Raw genomic sequence first — 21,317 nt, 5'->3', positions numbered from 1 at the left:
ATAAGGTTCTATGGATTTCCACAGATCATCATCGATTTCCTGAAAGGACATAATATTAAATATATAATTTCAACATAATATTAGTTTCGGGATAGGCTCTATAATAAATGGGGAAAATGACAAATCTGATTAGACGTATAATCCGCATGGTACTGATTTTCAATTGAATCTACAAAAAACAATGATCAAAAATATTAATTTGTGGGGGTGTGCGGACTGCCGAATGTAGGTTAAATACCCTGTTCCCACACTTATAGAAAATACATATAAAGTTATTTATAGTTAAAAACCATTTTTGAAAAATAATAACTAAGGAAAAATAATATTGGCAATGAAAGAACAATGCATAAGTCATGAAGTGTTCGATTAATAGAAAAGATACCCAGAATCGAGTTCACAATTGACAAATATTGATGTTGAAATAGATATATTGCATAACTTCCATAACTAATCGGGAAGAATATAGATGTAGTTTCCATTTTAACAAAAGTTACAAAGTAGCTTGCAAGCAAATAGATAAGGATACTAAATGATAAAGAAAGAATACTTTGGAGAAATAATGGTGCAAGTAAATTATCTGTTTGACTTATCTTCAATCTATTTGTAATAATGAGAAGAGTCGATACAAATAATATTAATGAGAATGAAAATATATAATTATTAGTTTCATTTTTATATAAATTATTCCAGAAAAATACTCCAGTAGTAAATACAAAATAATAAATAAAAAAATTAATATCTACCAAACCAAATTTCAATTTCAAAAATACAAATGGCAATATTAATATAAAATACATTATTATATTTTCATACGTATTCCTTGAGAAGTACGCTGCAATTGGGTACAATATGTAATAAAGGAATATTACTCCGACGAACCACATAGACTGTATATGGTAAACTGGGAAAAAAACCTGTAAACCTAGCATATGCACTAAGAAATTAGCTAAATTAATATCATAGGGTGATGTAAATCCCGGATCAACGTGAAGTACTATAAAAATTAGTGAAATCGATAGAATTGATATCCAATACATAGGAAATAAACGTAAAACCTTCTTTGCATAAAATAAATAAATGTCTTTTTTTGAATTTATTTTGAAATCTGAATATTGCAGCAAAAATCCCGAAACAAAAAAAAATATACTTAATCCAAATAAAGCAAGGTAAGAATCAAAGAGAGAAATAATACGTGAATTAATAATATAGTTATCTAGATGACATACTATTATAAATATAATTGCAATCGATTTCAGTATATCAATTTCAATTGCCCTCTTTTTGTCCATAATTTCCTCTTGTATCCTGGATTCCCGCCCACTCATAACGAGGTAGGCGGGTTCACCCCCAGATCATGGTGTACAGCTGTTTTTATTTTTCCCTCGCCCACTCAAAACGATTTTCCTGGCTGTTCGAAGCATTCAATGACATCGAGTTTGTCGCCACGCAAGTTCCCTCACCGTTATGTGTAATATAGTACATAACGAGGATACAATTAACGCTCCGATAAACGAGAACCTTTTGAAATTTCAAGGGATATAAAACCAAGTATTACCAGACTCGTTATGAATCAACGGGAATCTAGGTTGTATTTAAGGAGCTCATCCCAAAACTGGATTTAACCTCATTATTGCTGCTAACATTACAACTCCCAAGCATGATATTTCTTTGATTTCAGATCTTGAAAATACTTTTTTTCATGACTATATTTAGCTAAAGAACCTTTCTACTGAACTTTTCTTTTTATGGTGCTTTTTTTTCTTAACTCTCAGCCAATTGTTGTAATCCCTTCTTATCACTAATAAAGAACACAGTAATTGCCTCTGTCAAAAATACGGCTAAAGAACAATACTTTTTTACAGAACGCATCGTATATCGGTGTAAATTCTCCATATTGCACTCTTTTTTGGCTAATTTAATACGTCCTCCATGAGAGATCTAATAGGCTTAAGTTCTCCCAATCATTCATGAACTTCCTTAAGTCTGCATGAGGCAGTCCTGTATGTGGTTTTTGTGAAGGAAGATAAGGTTCTATGGATTTTCACAGAACATCATCGATTTCCTGAAATGACATAATACTAGAGCCGATCCCAAAACTCAAAATTTGCTTATTCAAATCTCGTATTTTGAGGGACCAATCGAGTTTCTGATCATGAAAGCAATCCTGAAAAATCCTTATGATTAGGAATAAAAATGGGTTTTGGGATCAGCTCCTAAATATATCCTACATTCGGCAGCAAGTACCTTTTTACATCTTTAAATTTTTGATTGTAATTTTTTAGTGATAAATCTTAAAACCAATATCATTCGGGCCAAGTTTCGAACGTCATTTGTTATTTTACCTCAATGACAACAACTATAAATTTGCGAGGATATTGGACTCAGTTCCAAAATCTAGTGATTTTGCATTTTGTGATTGAAATCTTGAATTTCCAAGAGGAATTTAGTCTTCAATTAAAATCAATATTCGAGATCTTCAGGCATCAATAGGTCATGTTCAAAGGATTATGACCATTTTCAAAATCTAGTGATTTTTAATTTTAAGTTCATCACTAGATATTGGCATTGTGTCAGGACATTGTTAACATTTATAAATTACCCACATTGACATAATTTTAAAAGTTGTGTGGAAATCGATATCAGTAAAAAATAAACTGAATTTTTGCGTTCACCTGCCGAAAGCAGGATATATAATTTCAACATAATATTAGTTTTGGGATAGGCTCATAATATAATCGAAATATTATCAGATTTTCCATATTTCGAACTCTCCATTCATATAATATTTACTTACACTCTTGTCATTGTTTAGCAGATCAAAATCTGAATTAAGATATTCAGGATATTTGTATCTTTCACTTTTTAATACTGCAAGAGGAAACTGTTCAATATTTTCTGAAGTTATTATATAAGTTTCATTTAAATCCAAGCTATTGGATAGGGTTTTATTTGTTTCATATCCAAAATGGGTAGGTATTTTTTTTGTTGTCAATAAAGTTTTTTCGAACCGCTCATTATTAAATTGTAAGTAATAAAGCTCATATTTATAAATGGACTTTGTATTTATTGTAAGAGGGATTGAATTATTATCGTTTTCCAGAAACCAATCGAGTCCATTTGAATTCATTAAAGTCATATGTGATCCAGGTAATCCTCTTAAAGGACTCTCATAGAGATTAAATATTCCTATAATACTCGTTGAACAAATTATTACAACCATTATAATTAATATTATTTCTTTAATTTTCTTTGATTCATTATTTTCAAAAATATCACTAAAAACGATTCCACATAAAATTGTAGATAAGACTATTGCAAAAGAAAATGCTCTGATAGGTTCAGATATTATAGAAACTCCAAAAATTAGAACAATACCAAACAGTGTAGCTATGAGAAATAACAAGCTATAGAGAACATTGACACCGTATACTTTCTTTATATATATTTTTTTAAGGATAAAGATTGAGCAGCAAGTTGCTGTAAAGAGATAAAGGAAAATTGAGCCGTAGGTTTTAATAAACATTTCAATTAGAACTAATAAACCTGCATTGACAGAATTGATCGTACTAATTTGAGAGTTTATTATTGTAGTTTGATCTGGATTAAATACATTTATAATTAGTTTATTTAGACTATCCAAGAAGCGATGAAAATTTAAATACCATGTAAAAAAAACTACATTGATAAGTAGGATTAAAGTTTCAACTCTTATTTCTGTAGTAGAAGCTTTCTCTGTTCTATGATTAAAAAAATAGAATAACTGGAATGTTATTAAAATAATTAGAAGAATAACAGAGGTTAATGGATGGAAATAGATACTAAGAAAAGATAATATTACCAATAATATACTAAATTCAACTTTTCGTCTTGTTGTATTTCTTTTATGTATACAAAAAAGATATAATGGGATCATAAATAATGCAAATAAAAAAGGTATAAATGCATGATGTAAAAATGAAAACATTAAAGGAGACGCGAATCCTAAGCAAAATAATCCTGAAGTTCTTGTTTTTGAAATCTCTTTTCCCAATATAAGAATAAACAGCATATATATAAAAATAAAAAAGTAGTTAATGATATTGATAGTTATTAAATTCAAAGGATAGCCGAATAAACAGAGACTCGCAGTTAGTATATGTGTTATTGGATAAAATGCGTTTCCAGTTATATTTCCTGAATCTAAAATTGATATTATCCAAGAAAGATGTGCAAAAATATCGTACCCCGGAGTGGCAAAAAATAGATAGCCTCTTATACATGGGAGAAAAATGAGAAGGCTATAGTTACAAAGAATAGATAACAAACTGAAGATCCAATTTTTTGAATCGTAGCTTGCAGAGAAAATAATATTAGTTATACTTAGAGTAAGGCTAAATATCATGGAGATCCAAAATATAATAGGAAAAGCAGAATAAATTGAAAGTTCATAACCAGAGACAGGAGGTGTTCTAAGGACTATAATTAAGTTTAAAAAAATTGCCATAAAGGATAAAATACAGGTTATCTTTGAGTAGATGGAACGATTCATATAGATTCCTATTTTTAAAGTGTTTTTGACTATAGATTCATTGGATTCGGTTAAGGTACAAAACGTCTAAAATTATTATTTTTATACTAAAGATCTAATATTCAAGTCAGAAAATCACTACATGCGGTAATCGAAGTTGTGCATAAAACTCGTTAACCGATGATAAAAGGACCATAGATTATATGTTCGTATTTTTTCAATGCCGAGGTATAGCTAAAATTCTCTTTTACATATGAATTCGCATTATTCAAAATATTTTCCAAATTGGGATCATTAAAAACACGAATAACGTTATCTGAAATACATTTTGGAGTATTAGTTTCCATAATAAATCCGGTTTCCTTGTCTTTAATTATGCTTGGTATAGATCCCACTGGAGTTGCAAGTACTATTGTGTTGCAAGCCATTGCTTCTATCATTATGTTAGGGAGTCCTTCTGTATAAGAGGGCAATATTAGTAATTTTAGTTTATTCAAGCAGTCCGGAATTTTTTCGTGCTGAACCCATCCTTTAACTTTAACTTTATGTTGTAAATTATTTTTTTCAATATAAAGCTCTATTTCCTTCTTTAGAGCCCCATCACCAATCAATATAAATTCTAAATTTGGATTTTCCTTTAGTATTATAGGGATTGATTCAACAAAGTTCATAACTCCTTTTTCTCGGCTTAAACGGCCGATGTATCCAACTAAATTATTATTTCTTTGAATTTCTTCATTCATTTTATAATTATTAAAATCTAAAAAATGCCGAGGTGCAATAATGATTTTATTCTGGTACTTTTTCAAATCCCATTCGTTAATTAAGCTTTCTGAATAGAGTACTATACAATCTGTCAATCTACAGTTAAAATTAGATAAGAATTTAAGTATTATCGAAAGATCATCTTTTGAAGCGGCGTGTGTCTGAGCAGAGGAACTCGCAAAAGATAATATTACCTTTTTTCCCAATAGTTTCGCTACAGCCATTGGAAACACAAGTGAATCTCCCCCAATAAAAAAGATCCATATTTCTACGTTTTTTGAGGCTTTGATCAATAGGCTTGAGATTTGCAATTGAGCTTGGATGTATTTACAAACTCTAAAAAAAGTATTTTTTCTGTTTCTGTAATATATCCCATATGTCTTTATACGGTGATCTTTCAAGAAGTATTCGTATCCATAATTTCCCGTAATTAAACAGACATTTTTAGAAATTCCCCGTATAATATCTAATAATTGGGATGTAGGAATACACCCTGATTGGCTTATTGGAGATGTAATTATCCCAATATTAAAATTTCCTTCGTTATTAAATGAGAACTTATTCATGGGGTCACCACATTACAAATTATCTTTTGATAAAAAATAAGTTTCTTCGATTTTAGTTGTGATACTGTCCCAACTAAATTTATTAGTCACTAGACTATTGCCGTTTGTTCGAAGTTTTTTATTCAACATTTCATCAGTCAAAATTTGAAACATTGCATCTTTAATTTGGGATATATCACAATCAACGGTGTACCCTACGTTTTCAATCCATTCTGTAACACCACATACACTAGTAACGATTACCGGAGTTCTACAAGCAAATGCTTCTAAAACTACATTTCCAAAAGATTCATAACGATCCTTTGATGGAAGTACAAAAACATCTGCATCAACATAAGCCTCTAACTTATTCGTTTCATAAAGAGGGCCAGTAAATATAACATCTTTTTCAATTTCTAACGTTCTAACAATTGACTTTAACTCATTCAAAAAACCATCGTCAGGTCCAGCAATAACAAGTTTTACATTTTCGATTTCTTTTTGTAAGTCGCTAAAAGATTCTATAAGGATATCTGCACCTTTTCTTTCATGAAGGCGACTTAAGAATAGAATTACTTTATCATTTTCACTAATTGAGTACTTGTTTCTGAAGGATCCCTTTTTAGGCAAATTTTGGTAAATGTCTAAGTTAATTCCATTAGGTATATGGATAATTTTTCCTTCATTAATTTCAGGACAGACAGACGAGTATTGGTCTGATTCAGTTTTTGATGAAGCGATTATTTTATTGGAATTTTTAATTATATTATGTCCAAAAAACGTATCAAATATCTTTTTTTGCCTACTTTTCTTCAATGTCGGCATTGTTCCCCTTGGTTGTAAAATGAAAGGAATATTATATTTTTTTGCATAATAATTAGTAAAAATTGCTTCAATTGCTCGATACTCGTGACAATGAATAACATCAAATTTTTTTATATTATTTCTTAATTCTAATGCGATCCCAAAAGCGCAGGTCATGTGGAAATTGGCAACTAAAGAATAACTAATATTTTTAAAATGGTAAACTTCGATTCCATCAAGCCACATTGGATTATTCTCGAACTTATAACGCGAGTTTTGATCCAGCACATCTGTCGTATAAACTGTAACCTCATGACCTCTTTTAACTAATTCTTTAGAAATTTCATATACAACTCCAGCAGGACCACCATATGCAAAAGCAGGTGGAAATGAAGCTATAACTTGAAGAATTTTCACGTTAGCACCTTTAAAAAATACTGTCAATTGCCACCAAAAGAAGCAAATAATTCATTTGTTTCTGTAATGTTTTTGTCGTCTATTGGATAAAATTGATATCCATTTATTTCGAGAAAAATTTTACAGGTATCGCGTGCATTATCAGAATGTAATGAGATTATAAGAGAAGGATGATAAGTGGATATTAATGAAGAGGCACCTTTTAATACCAGATATTCTGCTCCTTCCACATCAATTTTGATGCAATTTGGCACTGGAGCTAAACCTCTCAAGATCACTTCGTCAAGCGTAATTGTATTCACTTTGATCTGCCCGTTTTCAGATAAAGAACCCATTGTATTATCTGGATGTTCGAAAAAACTAGACTGACCTGTTTGATCAGAAACAGCAAAGTTAATAATCGATACATTTTTGGAATTATTTAGTAGTAGATGTTTTTTAAGGTATTCAACATTTTGTGGGACTGGTTCGAAAGCCACAACAGCTCCTTCATTTCCTACTAATTGAGATCCGAGAAGTGAATAGATCCCAACGTTTGCACCAATGTCGTAAAAAGTGTCTGAAGGGTTTAAATTTTTTTTGAGTAAATTCATAGTATCTAGCTCGAAGCAACCTAAAAAATATGCCAAATTACTTGAATTTACGATCCATTTTTTCCCTTTACAGGGCCCTTCAATTATTGGAAGGGCTAAATTCTTCGGAATAATTTTTTTTAATCCAAGTCCAATTTTATGTTGAATAGGGGACTGCAACGAAACCCAAGAAAATAATCTCATTTACACTTACCTCCTTTAAATAGACCAAACTCTTAATAATTTTTTGGAGAAGGTTAGGCCATATATAATTAATCGTATGAACAATAAAAATGGAAAAAGCAACCATGAAATATCTTTTTCTATTATGATACCCCTGACCATTCCAATAGTACCAATAATAACTTGTTCATGAAATATTTCTTTTATAGAAAGACTCGTAGATTGAAAGTTATCTTTTGTGAAGGCATTTGCACCAAGAATCTGTTTTTTCACAAATTTCTTCATTGACAAACCCATGTCAGTGTCGTGATAAATTGGATCTTTTACATAAACTAATTTGTAACCTTTATCTTTCAATTTGTTAGCTAAATTGAAATCTTCTCCCCAATGCACGTCTCTATCAATGCCTCCAACATCATCAATGGCCTTTTTGAGAAATAATGCACACCCTCCACCAACTATCCCTCGCTTTCTTTTAATGCGATCTTCAAGGAGAAGGTTGCTAAAATTCAGGTACATTTTCATAAATAAAGGTCTGTTTGGAGGAGCTATATTCTTTGGCCAAACAGTTCCAATATCGCTACTGTAATTAAAATATTTAATGGAGTTAAGTAACCAATTGTTATAAGGGAAATAGTTATCACTATCGAAACTACCCACTATTTCACCAGTAGCATGTTCTATGCCAGTTTGCCGAACACTCCCTAATTTGCCATTGTCAAAATATATGTTTTGGGTATATTTTTTTGCGATTTCTACGGTATGATCAGTAGAACCGTTATCAACAACAATAATTTCGATATCCGGATAATCTTGATTAGCAATACTACTCAAACACTCATCTAAAGTTCGTTCGCTGTTGAATGCTGGAATCACAAATGAAACTCTTGGCTTCTTCCCAATAATTTCGACATTATTACCAAGCGTATCACCATCAATAGCATAATAACTAGAACTTATATCAACTGGAGAATCGCCAACCATGTACAGAATCATCTCACAAATCTGCTATCTTAATGACCTTCGCAGGCACACCACACACAACCACCATACTTTCAACATTCTTCGTCACAACGGCCCCAGCACCGACAATCGCTTTTTCACCAATTTCAATACCAGAAAGAACAATTGCATTATTTCCAATAAACGATTTTCTTCTTATAGAGATAGGAGCAGCTTTCATTTCTAAACCATGTGTCTGCTTGTAGGAACCATCATGGGAAGAAACCATGGCACTTGCACCAATTGTCACCTCATCTTCAATAATTATTGGAGAAAATGAACATTCTATAAATGTCCTGTTGCTGATGTTACATCGAGAACCTATCTTAAGGGACTCTCCAACCAATAAACATTGATAACCGAGATGTGAACTCTCTCCGATTGTAACTTTATTCACATTGATTAAAGCACCGGGAGCCACAAAAACATTGTCTCCGAGGTACACATTATTGTAATCGTTGGACAAAACGAGAGATCCAGGACCAAAATACACATTTTTGCCAATATGTGCACCCAGCAATTTCAAGACTGTTTTTTTAAATGCAGATGAAGGGATGTACATTGAGAGACCGAGCAAGATTTTCTTAGCAAAGCTAATATTTTTTAACATTTGATTGTCGTCTCTTTCGTTTTGCCTCTCAGTCATGTAAACCACATCATTTGCATAACTTGCACATATCAATAATCGTTTTAGCCCTGTGCCTGTACGTATGTTCTTTCAAAATCCTCTGCCTAGCTCTTTCACCGATTTTCAGCCGTTCTTCATCAGAGGACAATAGCCATTCATAGGTTTCTACAGCTTCATCTTCACTGTTTACAACAATAATTTCCTTCCCAATCTCAAACCATTCTTCTATCCCTTTGTACGGCTGGGAAACTATGCATGCTCCGTAAGCTGCAAGTTCAAAAGGTCGGGCTGTGGCAGAGGCGTACACGTTTGTGTGAGACCATCTGGTAATGTTCAAGTTGATCTTGCTTTTGCAGCAGAACTCGCGGAATGCGCTGTATGAGACAGGACCGATGAGATTTGCATTACCCATGTCTACCCCGAAATTACCGCCTCCTACGGAGAAATTGGCATCAGGCAATCTTTTGCTGGGATTTGCAATCATGTTGGTCATCCATTCTTCCCTTAGTTCGTCTCCATGGCCGTAGAATGAGACATCGATAGTCTGCTCGACATTTACAGGGGCGAAAAGGTCTGCATCTGCTGCATAGTAGAGGGGGGTTACGTTTTTTGCACCGGCTTCTTTAAGGTCTTCGATTACGCCTTTTGAATTGACGAAGAATGCGTCGTATTCGGAAAGGTCGGAATCTATATAATAGTCAAACTTAAAGCCGCGTGAAACTGCATATTTAGGAAGGATCGTGGGCATATCCCCATCATAATAAAGACATGGAATTCCGAATTCCTGTTTAATTTCCGTGGGGATTCCTGTGATATGGTTGAGGGGGATATTCATGAAAAGGATGAAGTCAAGATCTTTTTCGGTATTTATGATGTCCTGTAGTTGTTTTTTGATCTTGGGCTTGATATCGAGGTTTATCAGGTTTTTCGTGATGGGAGAAAGAAAACCGTTTGTTTTTGAGGGATCAGCGACTTTTCTCTGAGATTTCAGGAAGTTGTTGTACAGGATGCTTTCAAACTTGCAAGAGTTCTCATAAGTCCTCCACCAGAGGCTTTCCACTGCCCCTCCAAGGTAAGGGACCACTATAACTTCATTTCCGGTTTCGTGGAGAGCTTTCAGTAACTGCCACCATGAAGGTGTGCACCCCAATTTGTATTTCAGGTCTATAGTGGAGACAAACGCTAATAGTTTCATCGAATAACCCTTTCTGTTTTAAAATACTTAAACACTTATTTAAAGCTTATCCGTATTTTTGACTTTTCCAGATCGAATAAAGTATTAATCCAACCGTCTTACAAGCGTCCCTGCAAGAACAGAAAATCATGCGAAGTTATAAGCCATGATTCGGCGCAGAGCCCCTTCCGGAAACCATATAAAAAACATATAATGCCCTGAACTCGCCTGCTGCCTGAAGTTTTAGTGCATACACTTAATCAGAACCATTTTTGTGAAAATTTAAGCCGCCTTTGCTTCCCTCATAACTGCAGACATCGAATGCAGCAAAATCCCTGTCAGTGCCATAAAAGTCCCTACAATAATAAACAGGATCATGAGCATTGTCGGGCCAAAATTAAGGCCCTTTCCCGCAACAAAGGCTTGCAAGAAATTTGCACCCATATACAACCCTCCTACTCCAAGAGCAAGGCCAGGGGCTGTCAGGTAGTAAAGGGGCCTGTTGAACTCAATGTCCTTTAAGACCATGACAAGGACGCTTAAACCGTGCTTTATCGGGCTTATGGTTGAACCGTCAACATCGTAGCGGACTCCGATTTCTACTTCTTTTATGCGGAGGCCGGATCTGCCTGCATCGGCAAGCATCTCACTTTCTATTGCCATGCCTTTTGCATTGAAGCGGAAAACATCTTTTGTTGAGCCTGCAAAGGCGCGGAAACCACTCTGGGAATCTGTGATCTTGAGGCCGGAGTTCATGTTTGTGGCGGTGTCAAGGACCGTCTGGCCGATCCGGCGGTAAATTGGGGTGTTTTTGTCGTGGTGGTTCAGGTAGCGGCTGCCGTTGACCATCTCGGCGTAGCCGTCGATGATGGGGGCTACCAGCAGGGGGATTTCGGAGGGGTTGTGCTGGCCGTCCGAGTCCATGGTAACTATAATGTCGGCTCCGAGGGCGGCTGCGGCTGTAAAGCCGGTTTTGAGGGCTGCTCCTTTGCCCTTATTAACTTCATGCACAACCACGTGGGCTCCTGCTTTCCTGGCAATTTCGGCGGTACGGTCTGAGCTGCCGTCGTCGACTACGATTACAGTATCTGCGTAGTGCCGGGTGAGAAGGACTATGCTGCCGATGGAAACTTCCTCGTTGAAGGCGGGGAGGACCACGGTTATATTTTGAGGGGTTGTACCTCTCGTATCTGGACTTTCCTCATTTTTTGATATTAGCTGGGCACTCTTGCCCGGAAGCAGTTCATTATTCATTCGAATAACCCCAAAATAATAGATTTAAAGTTTGAATTGAATTAAAGAGAACTGACAATATATAAAGGAGGTGATGAATATCTAAAGCGTATGATAACTATCCAGGCACCGGAAATATAAAAAACAACAAATAAATTTGCGTGAATGCTCCGATTCGTGTGCCTGAATAGCTAGTGAATTTAATTAATATCTATTTTAAAGAATTATTATCTACTTAAGCGGATAATTACCTGCTGAAGCGAATAATTAAGCGGACTCGATCTGCCCGGTCGCACCTGCCATTGAATGCGCCACAATTCCCCTGAGGGTCATGTATGCACCTATAAGGGACAGGAAGACCATAAGGAAGGTGTGCCCGAAGTTAAGGCTTGCACTGCCCAGGAAAACGGCTTCAAGGAACTTGAAACCCATATAGAAGCCACATGTTGCAAGGGCAAATCCTGGCACCGAGTAGAAGTACAGGGGCCTGTTGGCTTCTATATCCTCACCCACGGTTTTCAGGACTCCGCGGAGGTACTTTACCGGGTTTAGGGTTAAAGCTTCGGAGGGCTTGAAGGCTCCGATCTCGACTTCAGTTATACGGACGCCTGACCTGCCCGCATCTGCAAGCATTTCGTTTTCTATGGCGATCTTTTTGCCGCTGAACCGGAAGATGTTTTTTGTAGAGGCTGCAAAGGCGCGGAACCCGCTCTGGGAGTCGGTAATCTTGAGGTCAAAGTTCATTTTTACAGCGGTACCCTGCATGGTTTGGCCGACGCGGCGGTAGATGGGGCCATTTTTATCCGGATAGCTCAGGTAGCGACTGCCGTTTACCATTTCGGCATTTCCTTTAATGATAGGGGCAACGAGCTTCGGGATTTCAGCAGGGTTGTGCTGGCCGTTCGAGTCCATTGTAACTATAATATCTGCGCCGAGGTCGGCTGCAGTTTTAAAGCCGGTTTTGAGGGCTTCAGCTTTTCCTTTGTTCGTTTTGTGAGCTACGACTTCAGCTCCGGCTTTCCTGGCGACTTCAGCTGTCCGGTCAGTGCTGCCGTCATCGACAACGATTACATTATCGACATAAAGTTTGGTGAGAAGGACCAGGCTTCCGATTGAGACTTCTTCATTGTAAACTGGAAGGATAGCGGTTATATTTTGAGAGGATACCCCCCTGAAACGTTGGTTCTCTTTATGGGTTAGGTACTGGGTACTATTGCCCATAAGCAGTTCGTTACTCATTTGTATGACCCCTTTGAAATTTGTATTATGAAGTAGAAACAATTATAGCGGCTAAAAGCCACTTAATGCCAGTGATAGCACGATTGTTTGAATTTTTAAAGGATTGTTTGAATCCCTGATATACTTAAATTTTTTTATAGACTGAAATTTGGGGCACGAATATATAAATATATTGACAGCCAAACTGTAATAGAATTGTAGATGAGTTATAATAGTATCAGTCGAGCCCTTGAGAGGATAAATATAACATTATATGATTGAGATACGCGCCTGCAAAAAGCATCAGAAATCTGAGGGCAAAAAGTATAAGTAATCAAAAATAAAAAAAGGTCCCGAAAAAAACAATATCATAAGAACACGAGATTCTGCGCTCTGGTGTCGCATGCTCCCCCGGACACAGGGGAATTAATTTCAAAGGGTCTGAAACTTTAGAGCTCAACTCAACTACATACCCCACTTGCCGCATCTGCAGAAGAAAGGGAAAAAAGATGAAATCGGTGGATATGAAAAAATCAAATTGAATCTGTTGGCTCGGCTTGACGGGAAAAGTGTACCAATAAAATAAGTAAGTGTAATCAAAATAGATACGTAGAAATAAAATAATAGAACTGTCGGGTCAAAGTAAAAATGATTAAGTAAAAAGACTGGGAAAATGATTGGGGAAATGATTGAGGAAATGATTGAGGAAATGACTGAGGAAAACAAAAAAGAGCGAAAGAATAAAATGTATGAGAAAAAGATAGTTACTCTCTTGAAAGAAACTGGAGAAATATAATAATTTTTTAAATTATACGCCGGATGACCTTAATGACCGGAAAAAAAGTTCCATCAGACCTCTTGACCGTTATTGGGCTTGTGATCCTTACCGATCTCTTTGTACTTATGCCCGGATTAAGTGAAACTGTGCTCCGCAATATACTTGGCCTGCCCCTTGTACTTTTCCTACCCGGGTATGCCCTGATTGCGGCACTCTTTCCTGCAAAATCCGACCTTGACGGGATCGAAAGGACAGCCCTATCCTTCGGGCTGAGCATTGCAGTCGTGCCCCTGATCGGCCTCGGCCTTAACTACACCCCCTGGGGGATAAGGATTCTACCAATCTTGATAAGCCTGTCACTGTTCACGTTTGCAATGTGCGGGCTTGCATACCTGAGGCGGGCAGGACTTCCCGAAGCCGATGCTTTCAAGGTGCCCTTCAGGGAAATGGCACTCGCGCTTAAAGCCGAAATCCTGGAAAAACCTGAACCGGGACTCGACAGAGCCCTCACAGTTATTCTGGTCCTGTCCATCCTCCTTTCTGTTACAACTCTGTTCTATGTAGTAATAACCCCGAAAGAAGGGGAACACTTCACAGAGTTCTATCTCCTCGGACCTGAAGGGATGGCTGACAATTACCCGACAAACTACACACTCGGAGAGAGCGGGACAGTAATTGTTGGGGTCGTAAACCACGAATACAGACCAGTAAATTATACAATGGAAGTAAGGCTTGAAAACAAATCCCTGCCTCTGCCCGAAGATATGCAGCAGGTCGCGCTTGCCTATAACGAGACCTGGGAAGAGCCTCTAACGCTCACCCCTCCGGTCGAAGGAAAGGATATGAAGCTTGAGTTCCTGCTCTTCAACGAGACCGACAAAAACACGCCCTACAGGGACCTCCACCTCTGGATAAATGTAAACTCAACAGATAGCTGAGGGTGTAAAAATCCCGGAGACTGCAAAAACGTGACTTCGGAAGCAAAGGTCTCCGGAATCCTTCAGGTCATCACTTGAACTTTGAAGGTCAGATTTAAAGCTTTATCTGCCTTCATTACAGGGCTTTGTGGAAGAAACTCAATCATCCTGACTGAGCTCCCCATATCCGATCAGTCGGAGAGGAAGGGAAGCGGGCCATATGAGTGAAATACATTTGCACTGTTCCTGTGGATTTGTGAACTTTTTTGCTTTTGGATTTCAGTATTTAACTCGGACCGGAGGTCAGTGAATATATATGAAACTGCCCCCTTTTTCAATATCCTGTACATTCACAAAAGTTAAAGCTCGCCATTTAAGGGGACTCACTGTCTACAAAACTTTATATAACATTTACAATAAAAACGTGTATAATATGAGAGCTGCATGGTATCTCTGATAATTTATAATAAAAAACCAGTAAAAAACCTTTAATAAGAGATACACCGAATAGATCTGAACCCGCCCCGATTTGAAAGAGGAGTAATTTCAGTGCAAAAATTAATTAAATCTCATAAAAGTCAAAAAGAACTGAATATTCTAATTGTCGTTTCAGTTCTGATTCTGGCTTTACTGGCAATTTCTCCAGAAGCCGCATCAAGTAGCAACCTGAATTTATCACCTTCTCCAGAGATGGGGCCCGTTTCAGAGCACATAAGTGCCGAAGCCCTGGAAGAAACAGGAGATTCCGGAGTTATTTTAAACTCGTATGAAGATCCCGAACCAGTCCAGAAAATCGGACAGTTAAACATTGTCTACACGGTAGGGGGAATAGGGGCAGCAGTTCTGATCCTTTTAGCATATTTGCGCATGACTTCGGGAGATACCGGACTTATAACAAAAACCCTGGGAGAGCTCCATTCGTTAAAAATCTGGAAAACGGCCAGATCCGAAGGATCTGAAGAAACTGATCAGGAAAAACTCGAAGCCAAAAAACTCAGGTTCTTTACCGCAGTCCCTGTCCTGAGCATAACCCTTGCCGAACTCCTGATCTTTTCAGGCAGGATGGGAGCAGCTGTCTGGATACATATAGGCACCACAATTGCCCTTTCCCTTTCCAATATCTTCATAAAAGACCCTGAAGTCCACAAAATCCACCAGGCTCTGATGTTGCTCCCGGTGCTCAGGCTGATAAACCTGTCAATGCCTATCTTTTATGATACCACCCTTTATACCTTCGTTTTCATCTACGGCCCCCTGGCAATTCCTGTGGCAGTCATTGTACTGCACCAGCGGGATTCCCTTGAACAGATAGGGATTACCCTGAAGCACATAATACCCTACATGCTTCTCTCAGTCCCGCTGGGTCTTATACTCGGGCTTGGAGAGTATTTGACCATCAGGACAGGTTACCTGATCCCGGACCTCACTTTTATAAACCTGCTTAAGCTCACCGTTGTAATGGTTTTTTTCGTGGGCCTTGTCGAGGAAGTGATCTTCAGATCAATACTACAGACCAGGCTCGAGAACGCCTTCGGTGTGTGGGCAGCCCTTATAATTTCAAGCCTCATGTTCGGGCTCATGCACTCCGGATACGGCACTATTCAGGAAATCCTCTACACTGGCTTTGTAGGATTCATTATGGGCCTCGCCTTCTATAAAACAAAAAGCCTGCCCTTTATTGCTGTGCTCCACGGTTTTGTCAATGTATTCCTTTTCGGGATCCTACCTCACCAGCTAAGCCTTTGGCCGGGTTTCTGAACTCCAAAAGAAATTAAAAAAACTCTTTTTAGAAAAACTTTCCCGAAGTTATCGGTATCCGGAACTCCCTTTTTTAATTATGCCTCTGGAAAACCTGAAGGAAACTGTCCAAAGAAACACGGAAAAAACAGAGCCTTCAGCAAAACCTGAAGAAAAAGCCCTCCCTGAGGAAATAAGGTTAAGTAAAACCAGTCAGGGCATGAAAAAATTAAATAAAAGAATGAAAGGGAAAGGGAATTTTTTCAAAAACAGAAATTAAATAATCTCGGCAACCTTGAAAACGACGATCCCCATAAAACTAAAAAGTAAGGGAATAATTGCCAGATTAAAAGAATTGTTAATATATTTATTCCAGGAATTAGATGCGGAAAGGACTTCTTTTAGAGAAAGGAGAGCAATAAGCCCGACAACCACTGCGGACCCATACTGAGGAAGTCCCGGGCTCGTAACCATGGAAATTGCACTTGAAGAGATAGCGCTAGATGAAATTATGCTTAGCAACATATGGACACCCCTGTAAACATTAAAGAATATACCCGGATACTGAAGAATCACTGGTATAAGAATAAACTATTAGAATAATAATATATCATTGGCATAATGCTGCAACATACTATAAAATACTTATTAATAATTCTAAATAATAAGAGTAAGTAGATCCCCCGGAAACCCATCAAGTCAATTGAATACGTTTTTAAAATTAATAATTGGTGATAAATGATTAAAGTTAGAAGGCGTTTGGACTTATACCACACAAATAACTATCATGAGAGAGAAAGTAAGGAATATAAGAAACTAGAATTTCACAAAAACCGGGCTTCAACAATCAAAATAAATTGAATTACTGATGTAAAAAATAGATAACAAAGCTGTGCAAAAAATCCGGCACATATTCCCTGCAGACAGTTGTTAAAAAGTCCCTTAAGGCAGTCGATATTTTATTCAGCGCCCCTCCAGCCTCAGTCTTGCCCTGACTTTCATATTTAACTGTACTCAATATTGTTTACTTTTCTCTGCTTTTTTAGCCTTTGAATATTTCGCGTCTCAGTCCTTCAGGTACCCCTGATTCCTGGCTCTTGACCCTGAATGCTTAAAATACTCCAGGCTTCTATCCGCCTTACTTTTACCAAAAAGGACTGAGAAACAGAACAAAATGGGAACAACCAGAGAAAAACTGGAGAAAGAAACCTGAAAAAGGAAATCGTAACTAAAACACAGAGAAAAAAATCACTAAAAAAGAAAAGTGTAGTGCAGAAATGCACAAAAATGGTCAGTGATGACAAGAAGGAAGAGAGGATTCCGGAAGCCCGGAATTTAGATTACCTCTCCAATCTTGAAAGCAACAATTAAACCAAAACAAAAGAGCAAAGGCAGGATTGCCAGGTTAAAAGAACTGTTAAGGGCCCTGTTCCAGTGCTCGGATGCCGAAAGGACCTCCTTTAAAGAAAGAAGGGCAATCAGCCCGACAACTACCGCTGCACCATACTGAGGGAGCCCGGGACTTGTAACCATGGAAATTGCACTCGATGAAATTGCACTCGATGAAATTGCACTCGATGAAATTATGCTCAATAGTATAAAGATACCTCCCATAAATAATAGATAAGATATACTTAAGATTTTGTGAAATTAGTCATATAGGAAGAGTGCATACTATAAAAAAGTTTCCTGAGATATTAAACGATTGAAATATAATATATAGTAGATTACTATTACAGACTCATAGACAAAAACCTCACAGATAGAGAAGGATACATCGAAGAATCAGCATCCAAAGAATGACATATAGTATCACATAGAAGTTTATGAGATAAGAATGGTTAGAAGCTCACAGAATAAATGCGAGAAAAGAATATAAACATCAAATAACATTATTAAAACGTTTTCCAAAAAAATGAGAGGGAGTGAAAATAGAAAGTATGCAGTCACATTAATTGAAAAAATTATGGAGTCTGTAGAACTCAGGATATACTATTAAAAAACATACAGAATAGAAAATATTATAATTAAGACACAGAGAATGGAACTCACTATCAATAGAAATTTATATAACATTCACGGTAAAAATCTATAGAATGATCATTAATAAGTATTATTAGAAATGTTTAATATGACTTAATTGTCAAAAAAATTTAAATACTGACACAATAAAAATAAGTAGTATGTCCTTGTTTGAAAAGGAGTAATTCCCGTGCAAAAATTCATTCATCCCCCTAAAAGGCGAAAAACATCTGCCTTTATGATCATCTCCCTTTCGATTTTTATTCTGGCTTTACTGATAATCTCACCTGCAGGTGCAGCAGTTAGCAGCTGGGATTTATCCCCCGAAAACCCCGTTCTTGGAGATACTCTTCGAATTAAAGGAAGTGCATCTCCGGAAGAGGAAATCGAAGTACAGGTAACATTTGAGAAGGCCGTTCCGGTATCCGAAGGGGAGTACGAGTACATATTGGAAGGCGTGAAAATCCCTGAAGGGTTCAAAAACCGCTTCACAGTCCAGGCCAGCGAAGCCAAAAACCTTAATGTCAGGGTAAAAATGCTAATCTGGGTGACTAAAAGTTCAGAAGCTTCCGGAAACACTGCAACTGTGACGCAGTCAAGTGTCCCTCCGGGAACCTACCAAATAAAGATGGATGGGGATACCAGAGGAGGAGCCTCGACTGTTACCCTGAAAATCACAGCTGTCCAGCAGATAAAAGCTGATTCAGATGGTGATTTCAGTTACTCTTATAATACAAAAGCCGTTCCTCCGGGGGACTTTGAAATAAGTGTTGGGGGCATCAAGAAAAAAGTAACCGTTCAGCAAGGGAAGATCCCAACTGTACCCCCAGCTCCTTCAGAGAAAACAGAACCTGAAACCGTAGAAGAAACCGGGGAAACAGAAGATACTGAAGACAGCTTAAATCCAGCCCAGCCCCCTGAAAACGGAAATGAAACACCTGTTTTAGAGATCGAAACTCAGGAGCCAAAAACTGAAAAAAATACAGGACTGTCTGTAGATACAGCTTATATGCTGGGAGGAATGGGAGCAGCCGTTCTGATCCTTATCATGTATTCAAAAAGAAAATGAAGCAAAAATAGGAATTTCAGCCCATAGCATGCAAACAATTTGCTATCCTGAAACTGATGAATCAAACAGATTCTATGGGAATATGGAGGCATGTAAATTGAGAAAAAGTCTATTGATACTTATACTGACGATATTCATATTAACCTCTGCACCAGCAATGGCGGGGGGTGGAAAAACAGATGTAAACCAGATAGGCAGCATAAATTTTACCGATAAAGTGGTTTACTTCCAGAGCCATACAAGCGACCCGGCCGAAGGGAACTGGATCACAATGGGATGCCCAAATGAAGGTAGAAGAATCCAACTTCCTCAGCCGATAAAACTCACTTATAGCGGCCCTAAATATGTAGAATATGGCGGAGCTGCCGGGACCTTAAATAAAGACGAAGAGGAAAGTTATACGATAACATACCCTTCAACTAATTCTTATACCACCCTCCCCGTTTACCTCCCTAATGAAGATGTGAGCATGTATTTCCACGGAGAGACCGGTCTTGAAGGAGAAAATGTAGATATTTACCTGTTCAAACTAACCTCGGACTGTGCATACGGGCTTCTTGATGCCTTCCAGGCAGGAGATATAGAAAATTTAAACACCCTTTTCCAGGACAGCGTTGATGAAGAATATAAAAAGTATTCTACTCAACTCGGAGATTGCGGCGATTTATCAGACTATGACCTTGAATGCCCTGGTGAAGGCCAGTACTGCATAGTTATGGTTCAGCAAAATGATGACGGAAGCATGACAGTCCTTTCTTCAACAGCTTTTGTGGTTGTGGAATCTGAACTGTGCGTCTCATCCCCTTCAAGTATAAAAAAAGGGGATGAACTGGACATAAGCATAACAGGAGCTGCCAACGAAAACGCCTGCACCTACGGAGCAATCCTCATAAAGGAACAGGCATACAAAGCAAACATAGAAATCAACTCCGATGGCACCAGGGACGGAACTTCAGTAATAATAAACGATCTGGACCTTATTGATGAATTTGACATTACCTCTTCTAACTACAGGTCTAAACTGACCAGGAACGAGCTTCAGAAAGAAATCCAGACCCTTATAGGGGAAGGAAATGGAGCCATAGCAATAGGGGAAGCAGGTCAGAAAACACTGTCGCTTACTGCATTCGATCTGCCTGTAGGCTGCTATTACCTCCTTGTGGGTGCATATAACCCCGAAAAGGGACTGGTAGGGCTTTCCCAGCTCGAAGTTGAAATTAAATCAAAAGGAAATTCAAACAGCAATAAAAAAGAAGAAAATGAAGAAAAACATGAACCGGAGAAAAATGTCAAAACAAAAGAGCAGTGCCAGCAGTTTGTCTCAAATGGCCACAGGGTAAAGTTTGAGTTCACAAAGGGAGCCACCTCTGTAGGTTATGTGGAGTTTAACGCCAAAAAGACTGCAGGCAGTATAGAGACTATTATTGAGGAACTGAAAGGAAGATCTTCAAATGCTCCTGTCGAGCCTGAAGGAGAAGTCTACAAACACCTTAATATCCGAGTTGGAGATGGGGGTTTTGCAAATTCGAATAACATTGAAAACGCCATTGTGGGCTTCAGGGTGAGCAAGAAATGGATCACTGAAAACCACATAAATATGGACGCAATAACCCTTCAGCATTTCAACGGAGATCAATGGGACTCCCTTAAAACGGATAAAGTAGACGAAGATGATGAGTATCTCTATTTCGAAGCTGAAACTCCGGGCTTTTCCCCATTTGCAATTACAGCCAGCAAGAATGTCCT

17 protein-coding genes and 1 pseudogene are annotated in these 21,317 nt (G+C 37.6%); 5 read left to right on the top strand and 13 right to left on the bottom strand.

All coding sequences use genetic code 11. The annotated features are described in order from the left end of the window. Positions 1-272: 272 nt before the first annotated feature. The 11 genes and pseudogenes from EO98_RS19655 to EO98_RS17165 all read right to left on the bottom strand — a co-directional run bounded on the left by EO98_RS19655 (position 273) and on the right by EO98_RS17165 (position 13,069). A complete protein-coding gene (locus EO98_RS19655) occupies positions 273-1,289 on the bottom strand; it encodes an acyltransferase (RefSeq protein ID WP_162197879.1) in 1,017 nt (338 codons plus the stop codon). A 472-nt stretch (positions 1,290-1,761) separates the two neighbouring features. Then, positions 1,762-1,958: pseudogene (locus tag EO98_RS18050) on the bottom strand (IS5/IS1182 family transposase); the annotation flags it as partial. A gap of 788 nt (positions 1,959-2,746) precedes the next feature. After that, a complete protein-coding gene (locus EO98_RS18655) occupies positions 2,747-3,523 on the bottom strand; it encodes a hypothetical protein (RefSeq protein ID WP_156161179.1) in 777 nt (258 codons plus the stop codon). A 1,157-nt stretch (positions 3,524-4,680) separates the two neighbouring features. Further along, on the bottom strand, positions 4,681-5,838 hold the full coding sequence (locus EO98_RS17200) for a glycosyltransferase family 4 protein (protein WP_048138135.1): 1,158 nt from the start codon (positions 5,836-5,838) through the stop codon (positions 4,681-4,683). A gap of 12 nt (positions 5,839-5,850) precedes the next feature. Further along, positions 5,851-7,065, bottom strand: a complete 1,215-nt coding sequence (locus tag EO98_RS17195) for a glycosyltransferase (RefSeq protein WP_052734445.1) — start codon at positions 7,063-7,065, stop codon at positions 5,851-5,853. Next, complete coding sequence (locus EO98_RS17190) at positions 7,062-7,814, bottom strand: FkbM family methyltransferase (protein ID WP_052734444.1); 753 nt, start codon at positions 7,812-7,814, stop codon at positions 7,062-7,064. Before EO98_RS17190 ends, EO98_RS17195 begins: the two co-directional genes overlap by 4 nt. 15 nt (positions 7,815-7,829) lie before the next feature. Then, a complete protein-coding gene (locus EO98_RS17185) occupies positions 7,830-8,777 on the bottom strand; it encodes a glycosyltransferase family 2 protein (RefSeq protein WP_162197895.1) in 948 nt (315 codons plus the stop codon). A 13-nt stretch (positions 8,778-8,790) separates the two neighbouring features. Next, on the bottom strand, positions 8,791-9,441 hold the full coding sequence (locus EO98_RS17180; protein ID WP_048138131.1) for a DapH/DapD/GlmU-related protein: 651 nt from the start codon (positions 9,439-9,441) through the stop codon (positions 8,791-8,793). 10 nt (positions 9,442-9,451) lie between these two features. Next, a complete protein-coding gene (locus EO98_RS17175; protein ID WP_082098666.1) occupies positions 9,452-10,618 on the bottom strand; it encodes a glycosyltransferase in 1,167 nt (388 codons plus the stop codon). 261 nt (positions 10,619-10,879) lie between these two features. Further along, positions 10,880-11,851: a glycosyltransferase family 2 protein gene (locus EO98_RS17170; RefSeq protein WP_048138124.1), complete on the bottom strand. Its 972-nt coding sequence runs from the start codon at positions 11,849-11,851 to the stop codon at positions 10,880-10,882. A gap of 246 nt (positions 11,852-12,097) precedes the next feature. Beyond that, positions 12,098-13,069, bottom strand: coding sequence for a glycosyltransferase family 2 protein (locus EO98_RS17165; RefSeq protein WP_048138122.1), 972 nt, complete (start codon positions 13,067-13,069; stop codon positions 12,098-12,100). 652 nt (positions 13,070-13,721) lie between these two features. Between EO98_RS17165 and EO98_RS19470 the strand changes: the two genes are divergently transcribed. The 3 genes from EO98_RS19470 to EO98_RS17155 all read left to right on the top strand — a co-directional run bounded on the left by EO98_RS19470 (position 13,722) and on the right by EO98_RS17155 (position 16,501). Continuing rightward, entirely contained in the window at positions 13,722-13,844 is a 123-nt protein-coding gene (locus EO98_RS19470; RefSeq protein ID WP_255350293.1) for a hypothetical protein, read from the top strand. Positions 13,845-13,876: 32 nt separating this feature from the next. Next, positions 13,877-14,764 carry a DUF1616 domain-containing protein gene (locus tag EO98_RS17160; RefSeq protein WP_048138120.1) on the top strand — a complete coding sequence of 296 codons (888 nt, stop codon included), beginning with the start codon at positions 13,877-13,879 and terminating at the stop codon, positions 14,762-14,764. A 528-nt stretch (positions 14,765-15,292) separates the two neighbouring features. Next, positions 15,293-16,501, top strand: a complete 1,209-nt coding sequence (locus EO98_RS17155) for a CPBP family intramembrane glutamic endopeptidase (RefSeq protein ID WP_235283480.1) — start codon at positions 15,293-15,295, stop codon at positions 16,499-16,501. Between the two features lie 255 nt (positions 16,502-16,756). Here the strand turns inward: EO98_RS17155 and EO98_RS17145 are convergent, their stop codons facing one another. Together EO98_RS17145 and EO98_RS19345 are read right to left on the bottom strand one after the other, a co-directional pair. Further along, positions 16,757-17,005: a hypothetical protein gene (locus tag EO98_RS17145; RefSeq protein ID WP_048138110.1), complete on the bottom strand. Its 249-nt coding sequence runs from the start codon at positions 17,003-17,005 to the stop codon at positions 16,757-16,759. Between the two features lie 810 nt (positions 17,006-17,815). Next, positions 17,816-18,013: a hypothetical protein gene (locus EO98_RS19345; RefSeq protein ID WP_235284804.1), complete on the bottom strand. Its 198-nt coding sequence runs from the start codon at positions 18,011-18,013 to the stop codon at positions 17,816-17,818. A gap of 679 nt (positions 18,014-18,692) precedes the next feature. Between EO98_RS19345 and EO98_RS17135 the strand changes: the two genes are divergently transcribed. Both EO98_RS17135 and EO98_RS17130 read left to right on the top strand, forming a co-directional pair. Further along, complete coding sequence (locus tag EO98_RS17135; RefSeq protein WP_235283478.1) at positions 18,693-19,571, top strand: hypothetical protein; 879 nt, start codon at positions 18,693-18,695, stop codon at positions 19,569-19,571. 97 nt (positions 19,572-19,668) lie between these two features. Next, a partial coding sequence (locus tag EO98_RS17130) for a TIGR04279 domain-containing protein (RefSeq protein ID WP_235284803.1) occupies positions 19,669-21,317 on the top strand: 1,649 nt, incomplete at its 3' end.

The sequence above is a fragment of the Methanosarcina sp. 2.H.T.1A.6 genome, from assembly GCF_000979455.1.
Classification (GTDB): domain Archaea; phylum Halobacteriota; class Methanosarcinia; order Methanosarcinales; family Methanosarcinaceae; genus Methanosarcina.
The sequence above is the reverse complement of the archived record's forward strand: the minus strand, read 5'-3'. Positions and strand labels throughout refer to the sequence as shown.

What these genes read in the sequence shown, in the direction of transcription:
- EO98_RS19655 (WP_162197879.1), bottom strand. Translation starts at nt 1,289, where the DNA reads ATGGACAAAAAGAGGGCAATTGAAATTGATATACTGAAATCGATTGCA.
- EO98_RS18655 (WP_156161179.1), bottom strand. Translation starts at nt 3,523, where the DNA reads ATGTTTATTAAAACCTACGGCTCAATTTTCCTTTATCTCTTTACAGCA.
- EO98_RS17200 (WP_048138135.1), bottom strand. Translation starts at nt 5,838, where the DNA reads ATGAATAAGTTCTCATTTAATAACGAAGGAAATTTTAATATTGGGATA.
- EO98_RS17190 (WP_052734444.1), bottom strand. Translation starts at nt 7,814, where the DNA reads ATGAGATTATTTTCTTGGGTTTCGTTGCAGTCCCCTATTCAACATAAA.
- EO98_RS17185 (WP_162197895.1), bottom strand. Translation starts at nt 8,777, where the DNA reads ATGGTTGGCGATTCTCCAGTTGATATAAGTTCTAGTTATTATGCTATT.
- EO98_RS17180 (WP_048138131.1), bottom strand. Translation starts at nt 9,441, where the DNA reads ATGACTGAGAGGCAAAACGAAAGAGACGACAATCAAATGTTAAAAAAT.
- EO98_RS17175 (WP_082098666.1), bottom strand. Translation starts at nt 10,618, where the DNA reads ATGAAACTATTAGCGTTTGTCTCCACTATAGACCTGAAATACAAATTG.
- EO98_RS17170 (WP_048138124.1), bottom strand. Translation starts at nt 11,851, where the DNA reads ATGAATAATGAACTGCTTCCGGGCAAGAGTGCCCAGCTAATATCAAAA.
- EO98_RS17165 (WP_048138122.1), bottom strand. Translation starts at nt 13,069, where the DNA reads ATGAGTAACGAACTGCTTATGGGCAATAGTACCCAGTACCTAACCCAT.
- EO98_RS19470 (WP_255350293.1), top strand. Translation starts at nt 13,722, where the DNA reads ATGATTGGGGAAATGATTGAGGAAATGATTGAGGAAATGACTGAGGAA.
- EO98_RS17160 (WP_048138120.1), top strand. Translation starts at nt 13,877, where the DNA reads ATGACCGGAAAAAAAGTTCCATCAGACCTCTTGACCGTTATTGGGCTT.
- EO98_RS17145 (WP_048138110.1), bottom strand. Translation starts at nt 17,005, where the DNA reads ATGTTGCTAAGCATAATTTCATCTAGCGCTATCTCTTCAAGTGCAATT.
- EO98_RS19345 (WP_235284804.1), bottom strand. Translation starts at nt 18,013, where the DNA reads ATGGTTACAAGTCCCGGGCTCCCTCAGTATGGTGCAGCGGTAGTTGTC.